We start from the raw sequence: 12,038 nt of genomic DNA on the forward strand, positions 1-12,038 counted from the left end.
GCACGCCCCGCGGTGGCGGTGCCCGTGCGGGGCCCGGGGGCTAACTAGTGGGTGGGGCCCCCGCCCCCCCCGCGGGCCCCCCCGGGGCCCCCCCCGGGGGGGGGCGGGGGCGCCCCCCCCCCCCCCCACGACAACTTCTAGCGCGGGACGACCCGCTCGGCGGACCACTCCCGCCAGGTGGCCAGCCGGTCCGCGGCGGTGGCGAGTTGGTCGGCCACCGGGCCGGGGCCGGTCGAGCCGGGGGTGGTCCGGGCCGCGAGGGCCGAACGGACCGAGAGCACGTCGCGCACCGACGGGTCGAGGTGCTCGCTGATGGTGGTCAGGTCGTCGTCGGAGACGTCCTCCAACTCGCACTCCCGGGCCGCGCAGAGCGCCACCAGCCGGCCGGTGATCTCGTGGGCGTCCCGGAAGGGCACGTTGCGCCGGACCAGCCAGTCGGCGACCTCGGTGGCGAGGGAGAAGCCGACCGGCGCGGCGGCGACGAGGCGGTCCACCCGGACCGACATCGTGGAGATCATGCCGGCCAGGGCCGGGAGCAGCAGCTCCAGGGTGTCGACGGCGTCGAAGGCCGGCTCCTTGTCCTCCTGCATGTCCCGGTCGTAGGTCATCGGCAGGCCCTTGAGCATGGTGAGCACCGTCACCAGACCGCCGACCAGGCGGCCGGACTTGCCCCGGGCCAGCTCGGCGATGTCCGCGTTCTTCTTCTGCGGCATGATCGACGAACCGGTCGCGAACGAGTCGTCCAACTCCACCCAGCCGAACTCGTGCGAGGTCCAGAGCACGACCTCCTCACCGAGCCGGGACAGGTGCACCCCGATCAGGGCGGTGGCGAAGAGGAACTCGGCGACGAAGTCCCGGTCGGCGACGGCGTCCATCGAGTTGGCGAACGACGTCCGGAAACCCAGCTCCTTGGCCACGGCCACCGGATCCAGCGGAAGCCCCGAACCGGCGAGGGCGCCCGCGCCGAGCGGGCTGATCGCCGCCCGGTGGTCCCAGTCGCGCAACCGCTCCAGGTCCCGCAGCAGCGGCTGCACGTGGGCGAGCAGCCAGTGCCCGAACGTGACCGGCTGGGCGTGCTGAAGGTGGGTCATGCCCGGCGCGGCGGTGTCGATGTGCCGCTCGGCCTGCTCGACCAGCGCCTCCGCCAACTCGACCAGGCGGCTGGCCACGCCCCGGGCGTGGTCGCGCAGGTAGAGGCGCAGGTCGGTGGCGACCTGGTCGTTGCGCGACCGGCCGGCGCGCAGCTTGCCACCGAGGCTGCCGAGGCGCTCCAGCAGCCCGCGCTCCAGCGCGGTGTGCACGTCCTCGTCGTCGATCGTGGGGCGGAACGACCCCGAGGCGCACGCCGCCTCCAGGTCGTCCAGGGCCGCCAGGATCCGACCCAACTCCTCGGGGTCGAGCAGGCCGGCGCCGGCCAGGACCCGAGCGTGCGCCCGGGAACCGGCGATGTCGTACGGGGCCAGGCGCCAGTCGAACTGCACGCTCACCGACAGTCGGGCGAGTGCCTCGGCGGGGCCGCCCGCGAACCGGCCACCCCACAGGCTCGTCCGGTTGGTGGCTGCGCTGTTCTCGGTCAGGCTCTTGTCGTCCACGTCGCCCATCATTGCTCTGCTCGCCTTTCACTCGCGACTGCGGGGCCCACTCGTTGCGCTCGCTCACTCCGCGCGCTGGCGGGCGTCACCGTCCGGCACCGCCCAGCCGGGCGTCCCGCGCGGCGGCCATCCGACTCGGCAGGCCCCACAGCCGCACGAAGCCCTTCGCCAGAGACCGGTCGAAGGTGTCGTAGGTGGCCATCCCGAAGTCGTAGAGGCCCGACGTCGACCGCGACCGCGATCACCTCGGCGCCGGTCCGCTCGGCCAGGTACGGAATGGCGACGGAGGTGTCCAACCCCCCGGAGTACGCGGGCACGACCCGCCCGGTCATGGCGTGCTGTTCCCTTCGGCGTTGTCTTCCCGGCCGGCCCAACCGGCGAGCTTGTCACCGAGCGCGGCCCCGCCGACGGCCTCGCGGGCCAAGACGAGGATGGTGTCGTCACCGGCGATGGTGCCGACGATCTCCGGCAGACCCGCTCGGTCCAACGCGCTGGCCAGGTACTGGGCCGCCCCCGGCGGGGTACGCAGCACGGCGATGTTGCCGCTGGAGTCGACCCCGTTGAGCAGTTCGCGCAGCAACCGCACCAGCCGTGCCGGCGCGGCCTCGGCGTCGCGCAGCGGTCGCTGGCCGTCCTCGGGGATCAGGTAGACGGCGGGCCCGTCACCGCCGCGCACCTTGACCGCGCCCAACTCCTCCAGGTCCCGCGAGAGGGTGGCCTGGGTGACGACGACACCGTCGGCGGCGAGCAGGTCGGCCAGCTCGGTCTGCGACCGGATCGCCTTCTCCCGGATCAGCTCCACGATCCGGGCGTGCCGGGCCGCGCGGGTCAGTGGCCCAGTCAACGCGACTCCCCGACCACGGTGGCCCCGGTCGCGGCAGCCCCGGTCGCGGCAGCTTCGGTCGTCGTGTCGAGCAGGAAGGTCAGCAGTGCCTTCTGCGCGTGCAGCCGGTTCTCCGCCTGGTCGAAGACGGCGCTCTGCGGACCGTCCAGCACCTCGTCGGTGATCTCCTCACCGCGGTGCGCGGGCAGGCAGTGCAGCACGATCGCGTCCGGCGCGGCCTGGCCGAGCAGTTCCTTGTTGACCTGGTACGGCAGGAACGGGGTGATCCGGTCCAGCCCGTCGGACTCCTGCCCCATCGACGTCCAGGTGTCGGTGGCCAGCACGTCGGCGTCGCGTACCGCCTGGGCCGGGTCGGTCAGCACCCGCACCGACCCGCCGGTGTCGGCGGCGATCCGGGCCGCCCGGTCCAGCACGGCCTCGTCCGGCGCGAACCCGGCCGGCCCCGCGATCCGCACGTGCATGCCGGCCATCGCCCCGGCCAGCAGGTACGACTGCGCCATGTTGTTCGCGCCGTCGCCGACGTAGGTCAGGGTGCGCCCGGCCGTGCCGCCGCACCGCTCCCGGATGGTGAGCAGGTCGGCCAGCAGTTGGCACGGGTGGAACCCGTCGGTGAGCGCGTTGACCACGGGCACGGTGGCGCCGCTCGCCACCTCGGCGATCCGGTCGTCGCCGTGGGTCCGCAGCACGATGGCCGCGACGTAGCGGGACAGCACCCGCCCCGCGTCGGCGAGGGACTCACCCCGCCCGAAGTGGGTGACCTGCGTGTCCACCACGAGGGGGTGCCCGCCCAGCTCGGCGATGCCGGCGTCGAACGAGATCCTGGTCCGCAGGCTCTGCTTGTCGAAGAGCACCGCCACCGAACGGGGGCCGGCCAGCGGCTGGTGGCCGAACCGGTCCGCCTTCATCCGCGCCGCCAGGTCGAGGACCGTGGACTGCTCGGCCGGCGAGAGGTCGTCGTCGCGCAGGAAGTGCCGAGTCATGCGCTCGTTCCCGTCGTGGTGGTGGTGGTCGTCGAGATCTTGGAAGGTTTCGGCCCCTGGAGGGGCGCTTTCCCTCCAAGATCTGCGGCGGTTGCGGTGGCTGCCGGGGCGGTCGCGTCCAGGGCGGCGGGCAGCGCCGCGAGGAAGGTGTCCGTCTGGGCGGCGGTGAGGATCAGCGGTGGGACAAGCCGGATCACACCCGGCTGCACGGCGTTGACCAGGAAGCCCGCCTCGCGCAACGCCTCGGCGAGCACCGGTGCCACCGGCGCGGTGAGCGTCACGCCGAGCAGCAGCCCGGCACCGCGTACCCCGGCGATCAGCGGATGGCCCAGCGCCTCGATGCCGCGACGCAGCCGCTCGCCGACGCGCTTGACGTTGTCCAGCAGGCCCTCGTTGGCGATGGTCGCCACCACCGCGAGCGCCGCCGCGCAGCTCACCGGATTGCCGCCGAAGGTGGTGCCGTGCGAGCCGGGGGTGAGCAGGTCCGCGGCCCGGCCGAAGGCCAGCGTGGCCCCGATGGGCAGCCCGCCGCCGAGGCCCTTGGCCAGGGTGACCACGTCCGGCTCCACGCCCTCGGCCTGGTGCGCGAACCAGTGGCCGGTGCGGCCGATGCCGGTCTGCACCTCGTCGAGGACCAGCAGCGCGCCGTGCCGGGCGGTGATCTGCCGGGCCGCGGCCAGGTAGCCGGCCGGGGGGACGACCACGCCGTTCTCGCCCTGGATGGGCTCCAGGATCACCATGGCGGTGGCCTCCGTGACCGCCGCTTCGAGGGCGGCGACGTCGCCGTAGTCGACGTGGGTCACCTCGCCGGGCAGCGGCCGGAACGGGTCGGCCTTCGCCGGCTGCCCGGTCAGAGCCAGGGCACCCATGGTGCGGCCGTGGAAGCCGCCCCGGGTGGCCACCACGTGCGTGCGGCCGGTGCGCCGGGACAACTTGAACGCCGCCTCGTTGGCCTCCGCGCCCGAGTTGGCGAAGAAGACCCGGCCGGGCCGGCCGGCGAGCGCCAGCAACAGCTCGGCCAGGGCGACCGGCGGCTCGGCGACGTAGAGGTTGGAGACGTGCCCGAGGGTCGCGACCTGCTTGGACACCGCCGCCACCACGGCCGGGTGGGCGTGCCCGAGGGCGTTGACCGCGATGCCACCGACCAGGTCGAGGTATTCCCGACCGGTGTCGTCCACCACGACGGCACCGGCGCCGGAGACCAACGCCAGCGGCGGCGTACCGTAGTTGTCCATCATGGACTGCGTCCAGCGCTGCGCCAACGTGCTCACGATGCGACCATCCCGTCTCCCGGCACCACCATCGTTCCGAACCCTTCCGAGGTGAACACCTCGAGCAACGTGGAGTGCGCCACGCGGCCGTCGACCACGTGCGCGGCCGGCACTCCCCCACGCACCGCCCGCAGGCACGCCTCCATCTTCGGCACCATCCCCGACTCCAGGCTGGGCAGCAGCTTGGCCAGGTCGTCCGCGACGATCTCGGAGACCAGGCTTGTGGTGTCCGGCCAGTCGGCGTACAGGCCGGCCACGTCGGTGAGCACGACCAGCTTGCGGGCGCGCAGGGCGATGGCCAGCGCCGCGGCGGCGGTGTCCGCGTTGAGGTTGTGCAGCACCCCGTCCGCGTCCGGCGCCACCGTGGAGATCACCGGAATCCGACCGGCCTCGATCAGGTCGGTCACCGCGGACACGTCTACCGACTCGACGTCACCGACCTGGCCGACGTCGACCGGCAACCCGTCCACGTACGCCGGGCGGCGCACCGCGGTGAACAGCCGGGCGTCCTCGCCGGAGAGGCCGACCGCGTACGGGCCGTGCGAGTTGATCAGCCCGACCAGCTCGCGGCCCACCTGCCCGACCAGCACCATCCGGACCACGTCCATCGCCTCGGCGGTGGTGACCCGCAGCCCGCCCCGGAACTCGCTGGCGATGCCGAGCCGGCCCAGCATGGCGGAGATCTGCGGGCCGCCGCCGTGCACCACCACGGGCTTCAGACCGGCGTACCGCAGGAAGACCATGTCGGCGGCGAACGCCCGCTGCAACTCGGGGTCGGTCATCGCGTTGCCGCCGTACTTGACCACGACCGTGGAGCCGGAGAAGCGCGCCAGCCAGGGCAGCGCCTCGATCAGCGTCTCCGCCTTGACCTGGGCGCGGGTGAGGTCGCTGCTGAGGGTCACCGCGCCAACCTTTCGTCCGCGACTGCGGGACTCCGCTGCGCTGCGTTCCTCGCGCTCACGTCGAGTACGCCGAGTTCTCGTGCACGTACGCGTGGGACAGGTCGTTGGTCCAGATCGTCGCGGCGGACCCACCCGCGTGCAGGTCGATCCGGATGGTCACGTCCCGCCCGGTCAGGTCGACCTTCGACCGGTCCTCGGCGCCGGCACCGCCCCGGCACACCCACACCCCGTTGACCGCCACGTCCACCTCGTCCGGATCGAAGGCGGCGGCGGTGGTGCCGACCGCGGCGAGGATCCGACCCCAGTTCGGGTCGTTGCCGAACAGCGCGGTCTTGACCAGGTTGTTGCGGGCCACCGTGCGGCCCACCTCGACCGCGTCGTCCTCGTCGGCGGCGCCGACCACGTCGATGGCGACCTCCTTGGTGGCACCCTCGGCGTCAGACACCAGCTGCTGGGCCAGGTCGTGACAGGCCGCGGTGACGGCGGCGGTCAGCTCGGCAGGCGTCGGCTCGATGCCACTCGCGCCGCTGGCCAGCAACAGCACGGTGTCGTTGGTGGACATGCAGCCGTCGGAGTCGACCCGGTCGAAGGTGACCCGGGTCGCCGCCCGCAGCGCCTCGTCCAGCGTCGCCGGCCCGGCCACCGCGTCGGTGGTCAACACGCACAGCATGGTGGCCATCCCCGGCGCGAGCATCCCGGACCCCTTGGCCATGCCGCCGACCGTCCAGCCGCCGCCCCGGGCCACCGTGGTCTTGGGCCGGGTGTCCGTGGTCATGATCGCCTCGGCGGCGGCCAGGCCGCCGTCCCGGGAGAGCCCCCGGATCGCCGAGCGGACGCCGGACAGCAGCTTCGGCATCGGCAGCCGCTCACCGATCAGCCCGGTGGAGCAGACCGCCACCTCACCGGCACCGAGCATCAGCCGGGGGCTGACCGAGGTCAGCGCGGCGGCGGTGTGCTCGGCGGTGGCGTGCGTGTCCTGGAAGCCGGCCGGGCCGGTGCAGGCGTTGGCGCCACCGGAGTTGAGCACCACGACGCGGACCACGCCGCCCCGCACGACCTGCTGGCTCCAGAGCACCGGCGCGGCCTTGACCCGGTTGGTGGTGAACACACCTGCCACACCCGCGTCCGGGCCGTCGTTGACCACCAGGGCGACGTCCGCGCCACCGCCGGCCTTGAGACCGGCGGCCACCCCGGCCGCCCGGAACCCCCGTGGGGTGGTAACGCTCACGGTGCTACTCCCCAGATCGACAGGCCCGTCGTCTCCGGCAGGCCGAGCATCAGATTGGCGTTCTGGACGGCCTGACCGGCGGCGCCCTTGCCCAGGTTGTCCAACGCGCTGAGCACGATCAGGCGACCCGAGTCGACGTCGACGGTGGCCTGTAGGTGACACGAGTTGGAGCCCAACGTGGCGGCGGTGTGCGGCCAACGGCCCTCCGGCAGCACGTGCACGAACGGCGCGTCCGCGTACGCCCGCGCCAGCACCTCCTGCGGGTCGACGCCGCGCGCCGGCACCGCCGTGACGGTGGCCAGGATGCCGCGCGGCATCGGCGCCAGGACCGGGGTGAACGACAGCCCGGTCGCGCCGGTGGCCTGCTTGATCTCCGGTACGTGTTGGTGGGTGCCCACCCGGTACGGCGACAGGTCCCCCATCACCTCGCTGGCCAGCAGGTGCGCCTTGGCCGACCGTCCCGCCCCGGAGGTGCCCGAGGCCGCGACCACCACCACGTCGGCGGGGCTGGCCGCGCCGTCGGCGATCAGCGGCGCGAGCGCCAGGGTGATCGCGGCGGCGTAGCAGCCGGTGTTCGCCACCCGGGTGGAGCCGGCGATCAGCTCCCGCTGGCCGGGCAGCTCGGGCAGGCCGTAGGTCCACTGCCCGGCGTGCGTGCCGCCGTAGTACTGCGCCCAGGCGTACGGGTCGGCGAGCCGGTGATCCGCGCCCAGGTCGACGACGCGCACCTCGGCCGGCAGGTGGGCCGCCAGGGCCGCCGACTCACCGTGCGGCAGGGCCAGGAAGACCAGGTCCGCGTCGGCCAGGGTCGTCGGGTCGGTCTCGCCGAGCACCAGGTCGAGCCCGGTGAGCTGCGGATGCACCACGTCGACACGATGTCCGGCCTGGCTGTGCGCAGTGGCGGCGACCAGGTCGAACTCCGGGTGACCGGCGATCAGTCGCAGCAGCTCACCCCCCGCGTAACCGCTCGCACCGGCAACCGCGACTCGGATCCCCATACTCACCTCCGCATGACTATGCAGCGAAGATTAACAAGGACGACTCACGAGTGCAAGTTCATGCAGAGCAGTGCATGCTAATGAAAGGCGGACCGCATCGGTCGAGCGCTGACTGCCCTCTGCCAGATGATCCCGGCAGAGGACACCCGTGTCAGTTCACCCGCTCGGACAACCCGTGCTGACGCTCATACGTCCTCAGGGCCGCGTCCCATGCCTCTGTGTACTCGCTCGGCCCCATACCGAGATCGCCATGTCCCCGCACCGCCTCACGAAGCAGTTTGACGAGTTCGGGAACGCTCTCTCGGCGTTCCTCAACGTACCGGCGGAACACCTCGGCGAACTGCTCACCAGTCAACCGCGCCGCATGCGAGGTCACCGGATCGTCCTCAAGACCCTGTAGCACCGCGCACCAGCGACGAGTCAGCTCGTTCGCCTGGGTCGCCTTGATCTTCTGCAGCTCGTGATCACACTCAAGCCTGATCCGTTCCTCCCAGTACGGCCGCAGCCTCTCCCGGACACGCTCGTCCGGGCTGACGCGGATGAGCACACCGAAGTGCGGCAGGGCACCCTCGCGCGGCCAGCGCTGGCCGCCGAGACGGCTGTTCAGCGCACGCTCGAGATCGTGCGAACGGTGAGGTTCGTGTTCACGTGCCAGGTCAACTGCCCGCTCCCGGACGATCCCGGCAGCCCAGCCCAGGTAACGCTCGGCGCGGAGCCGCAACTCCTCGTAGGCCATGTTCTGCCCCGTCCAGTGGTAGAGGGCGTGCAGGCGGAAGTCGAACGCGTCTCCCTTCGCCGGGACCAGGATCGGCGCCGGGGCGTCCTGCCGGAACGTGACCGTGGCCGGGACGACCGGCGGTGGCGGAGCGGGCGGAAGCGGAAGTTCCGCCGGCGGGAAGAACGCGTGCCACCAACGATGGCGTGCCACCTGCCCGGGTACGGATGGTCTCGTGCCGGGACCGCCAGGCGGATTGATGATCATCGTGTCTCCTCGTCGATCAGTCGTTGTACGTCATCGAGCAGGTCGTTCTGGGGCAGCACGGGACGCCATACGTGGTGGAGCTGATGGTCCAGGCGATGACGCAGTGCGGGCTCTCCCGCGATCAGATGACGCACGAGGTCAAGGCAGTGGCCGGCAACGGCTGGCTGCCGGTCCGCCCGGTCCAGCCAGAACCCGAGGGTCCGCCACGTGCGGTACGCCGTCCGTGGCAGGCTGAGGGCGACCGCCCAGAGCCCGGCCAGATCGGCCAGACGAATCACTTTCTGGTCGACCAGGTGCAGCAACTGCGGCCAGTGCTCTCTCGGCGGTTCCGCCCAACGGTCCGCGAGCACCCGCAGGGTCCGCGCGGCGTGGAGTTGCACCTCGGGGTCGGCGGACGCCGCCCAGTCCACCAGCGCCGGAACGACGCTCGCGGCATGGCCGTTCTCATACACCTCGACCAGTCCTCGGACGACGGAGTTGTTGCGCCGCTGCATCCGGGCCCGAGCCACCTGGCGCAACTGCGCCAACGCCACGTCCGGCCAGAGCCGGGCCAACCCGAGGCTGTACGCGCGCGCCACGGTGTCCTGCAGATGCGCTGCCGGACCGGCGGCCCACTGATCGAGCTCGGCGCGGACCCGAAGGCGCAACATCGGCTGCATGGCCATGGCGACCAGCACGATCGCTGCCGCCTGTCGGACCCCAGCCCGCCGGTCCCGGGCCAATTCCCCCACCGTGTGCAGGGCCGCCCGCACATCGCGCGTCGCCGACCAACCGATGGCCCCGGCGGCGGCCTGCCGGACCGGCGGAAGGTCCGCCCGGATCAGGTCTGCGAGCCAGTCGAGGAGTTGTCCAGGCGACCACCAGTCGGTCCACGCGACGTCCAGCAGTGCCGACCGGATCGACTCGCTACCCGCCGGAAAGTCGATCCGGCACCCGCCCGGCACCCGCCCGTCGGGCACCCGTGTGACAGCCTGGCCCAGCGCCTGCCCCAACAGCATGTCGATCGCCGACCCGCGCAGGGGTGCACCGATCGGCGTCATCTCCGGGAAGCCCTGGCGAGCCAGACGTTGGGCTGCCTCGTGGATCTCGGCCACGGGCTGTCCGGCCAGCACGGCGCAGGAGAGGCGGAACGCGCGCACCTCCTCGTCGGTGAACCCGTCCGTCTCCTCGCCGCGGCGTCGCACGTCGAGGATCTCCACGGCGCGCTCCCGAAGTTGGAGCGGCAGGAACTGCTCCAGCCGCACGGCCAGGGCGCCAGCCTTGGGAGCGGTGGGAGAGAGCGCCGCGACGACCTTCAGGACCTCGCTGGGTCGAGGCTCTCCGGCCAGGTAGGCCGACAGCAGTGGATGTCCGACGCAGTCCAGATCCACATACCGCTCCAGGCAGCGTCCGTCGCAGGTGTCCGTGCACCAGCCGACACACCGCCCTCTGAGCTGATGACGGAGTTGCGCCCGAAACACCTCGGTTGCCGGGGCCGGGCGATGGTCCACGACGTGGCTGACGAAGTCGTGCTTCCGCTGGGAGAAGTCACCGACCAGGACCACCGTCGTGCCCGAGGTCGCGGCCCTGGCGGCCAGCGCCACCAGTGTGAATCCGTCGACCGCGCGGAGAACCACCTCGCTCAGTTCGACCACGTAACCGTGTCCCGCGGGCAACGACACCCCCGCGCCGAGCAGATCGGACAACCGCTCGACGCCGAGCACGCAGACCCGGTTGAACCCGTGTCTGCGGGCCACCGCGAGGGTCGCCGACGTGAACCGTCCGCTCCCCACCGGTCCGGAGAGGCAGACCAGGTGGTGCTGGTGGAGATGACGGTCGAGCCGCCGGTCACTGGGCGTGGACGCGTACCCGCTGGCGGTCTCGTGGACGCCTGCCTCGACAAGTGTTTCGAACCAGACCCGCCCCGCGCCGTCGGACCGGGCGGCGGTGACATTGACGGTCCCGATGGCGACGGCGCCATGACCGGTGGCGTTCTGTCCCTGGACCCGAACATCGCCGACTCCGATGCTCGACCCACCCAGCAGGCCGGCCAGCCGGCGCAACACGTCCGTCGGGTCGAGGTGGTCTTCCGGTTCGTCCGCCTCCTCCTCCGCTGGCTCCTCGGGCAGTTCCCCGGTCGAACCCGGCTCGTCCTGGCCATCGAGGGAACCCGTGGCTGGCAGGGTGTCCCCCGATCCGGCGAGCACACCAGCACCGGCGTCGCCGAACGGGTCGTCGGCCGAGGGCTCCTCCGAAAAATCGTGCACGAGGTCGTCCAGAGCCCGCGCGGTGCCGGCGGAGGCAGAGGGATACCGAACGATCATCGGGACCTGCCTCGTCTCGGGCCGACGTTCGCGTCGCGGCCGACCGAGCCGATCGCCGTCGCACCCTGGCCGATCGCGTTCTGCCCCTGGACCCGGATGTCACCGGTCCGAATTCCACCGTGACCTGTCGCGCTGTTGGTGGGCTTCCCCTCGGCGGTGCCTGCCGGCTTCTCCCCAGCCGGGGCAGGGCCTTCCACAACGGGGGGTACGACGCCCGGGACCGCCGCGCCGCCGAGATCCTCGTCCACGACACACAGCCAGGCGTACTCGCGGAACTCCTTGTCCGGATGGGCCACCTCGATCCGCACGAAACGCTCCGGCCGCATCTCTTCCGGATACTCGCTGACCACGTCCCGGAAGATCTCGGTCGAGACGACGAGCGCCACCCCCGCCTCGGGAAAGGCCGCCAGGGCCTTCTTGACGGGATCGGCATCGCACAGGCGACAGACGAAGACGACGGCGTTGCCGGGGAAACCGTTCGCACCGTCCATGTGCACCAGGCCCTGGTGCACGGCCACCCGGAGTCGGATCCGGGCAACGGGGAGGCGGCTGCCGTTGTAGTTGCGCAGCCGCCGGTTCAGCTCCGGCACGAACCTACCGATGACACGAGACTCGGCCACCTCCCGGGGCAGGATTGCGAGTTCGCCGTCACCCGCCCGCTGAGTGGTCCAGGCCACACGGTCCAGGCCGACAGCGCCAGCAGCCTCGTGCAGCAGTTCTCCGAAATGCCGCTGCGCCTCATACTGCTGCAGGTTGCTGCGTCGGCTGTACCGTTCCATATCCACAGAGATCAACAGTCGCCGCTCGGGATGTTGCATCAGGCTCCCGCCCCTCGTCACCGGCTCGCCCGACGAGCGAGCACCGCAGGAGCCATCGAAGCGCCGGGGACCAGTCGGGACCCCGTAGAAGTACGGCATCGTCTCGGGGCTGTCGAAAAA

The 12,038-nt window shown here is 72.0% G+C and carries 10 protein-coding genes and 2 pseudogenes; all 12 read right to left on the reverse strand.

The features are described 5' to 3' along the window. Positions 1-137 precede the first annotated feature (137 nt). The 12 genes and pseudogenes from argH to ACGFIW_RS30305 all read right to left on the reverse strand — a co-directional run bounded on the left by argH (position 138) and on the right by ACGFIW_RS30305 (position 11,879). The gene (argH, locus tag ACGFIW_RS30250; RefSeq protein WP_393322950.1) at positions 138-1,601 is read right to left on the reverse strand and encodes an argininosuccinate lyase; all 1,464 of its coding nucleotides are present in this window, start codon (positions 1,599-1,601) and stop codon (positions 138-140) included. A gap of 76 nt (positions 1,602-1,677) precedes the next feature. Further along, positions 1,678-1,824: pseudogene (locus ACGFIW_RS30255) on the reverse strand (argininosuccinate synthase); the annotation flags it as partial. Positions 1,825-1,858: 34 nt separating this feature from the next. Further along, positions 1,859-1,924 (reverse strand): annotated as a pseudogene (locus tag ACGFIW_RS30260) (hypothetical protein); the annotation flags it as partial. Next, a complete protein-coding gene (locus ACGFIW_RS30265) occupies positions 1,921-2,436 on the reverse strand; it encodes an arginine repressor (RefSeq protein WP_393322953.1) in 516 nt (171 codons plus the stop codon). The pseudogene ACGFIW_RS30260 and the gene ACGFIW_RS30265, both read right to left, overlap by 4 nt. After that, on the reverse strand, positions 2,433-3,416 hold the full coding sequence (gene argF, locus ACGFIW_RS30270; RefSeq protein WP_393322956.1) for an ornithine carbamoyltransferase: 984 nt from the start codon (positions 3,414-3,416) through the stop codon (positions 2,433-2,435). The genes ACGFIW_RS30265 and argF overlap by 4 nt, the downstream gene beginning before the upstream one ends. Then, positions 3,413-4,687 carry an acetylornithine transaminase gene (locus ACGFIW_RS30275; protein WP_393322959.1) on the reverse strand — a complete coding sequence of 425 codons (1,275 nt, stop codon included), beginning with the start codon at positions 4,685-4,687 and terminating at the stop codon, positions 3,413-3,415. Before ACGFIW_RS30275 ends, argF begins: the two co-directional genes overlap by 4 nt. After that, positions 4,684-5,589 carry an acetylglutamate kinase gene (gene argB, locus ACGFIW_RS30280; RefSeq protein ID WP_393322962.1) on the reverse strand — a complete coding sequence of 302 codons (906 nt, stop codon included), beginning with the start codon at positions 5,587-5,589 and terminating at the stop codon, positions 4,684-4,686. The genes ACGFIW_RS30275 and argB overlap by 4 nt, the downstream gene beginning before the upstream one ends. Before the next feature lie 55 nt (positions 5,590-5,644). Next, entirely contained in the window at positions 5,645-6,817 is a 1,173-nt protein-coding gene (argJ, locus tag ACGFIW_RS30285; protein ID WP_393322964.1) for a bifunctional glutamate N-acetyltransferase/amino-acid acetyltransferase ArgJ, read from the reverse strand. Beyond that, complete coding sequence (argC, locus tag ACGFIW_RS30290) at positions 6,814-7,815, reverse strand: N-acetyl-gamma-glutamyl-phosphate reductase (protein ID WP_393322967.1); 1,002 nt, start codon at positions 7,813-7,815, stop codon at positions 6,814-6,816. The genes argJ and argC overlap by 4 nt, the downstream gene beginning before the upstream one ends. A gap of 151 nt (positions 7,816-7,966) precedes the next feature. After that, positions 7,967-8,797 carry a hypothetical protein gene (locus tag ACGFIW_RS30295; protein ID WP_393322969.1) on the reverse strand — a complete coding sequence of 277 codons (831 nt, stop codon included), beginning with the start codon at positions 8,795-8,797 and terminating at the stop codon, positions 7,967-7,969. Continuing rightward, positions 8,794-11,100, reverse strand: coding sequence for a HEAT repeat domain-containing protein (locus tag ACGFIW_RS30300; protein WP_393322971.1), 2,307 nt, complete (start codon positions 11,098-11,100; stop codon positions 8,794-8,796). Before ACGFIW_RS30300 ends, ACGFIW_RS30295 begins: the two co-directional genes overlap by 4 nt. Continuing rightward, positions 11,097-11,879, reverse strand: coding sequence for a hypothetical protein (locus ACGFIW_RS30305; RefSeq protein ID WP_393323306.1), 783 nt, complete (start codon positions 11,877-11,879; stop codon positions 11,097-11,099). Before ACGFIW_RS30305 ends, ACGFIW_RS30300 begins: the two co-directional genes overlap by 4 nt. Between the last annotated feature and the right edge of the window lie 159 nt (positions 11,880-12,038).

This window comes from Micromonospora sp. NPDC048935 (genome assembly GCF_043197875.1).
In the GTDB taxonomy this organism is placed as follows: domain Bacteria; phylum Actinomycetota; class Actinomycetes; order Mycobacteriales; family Micromonosporaceae; genus Micromonospora.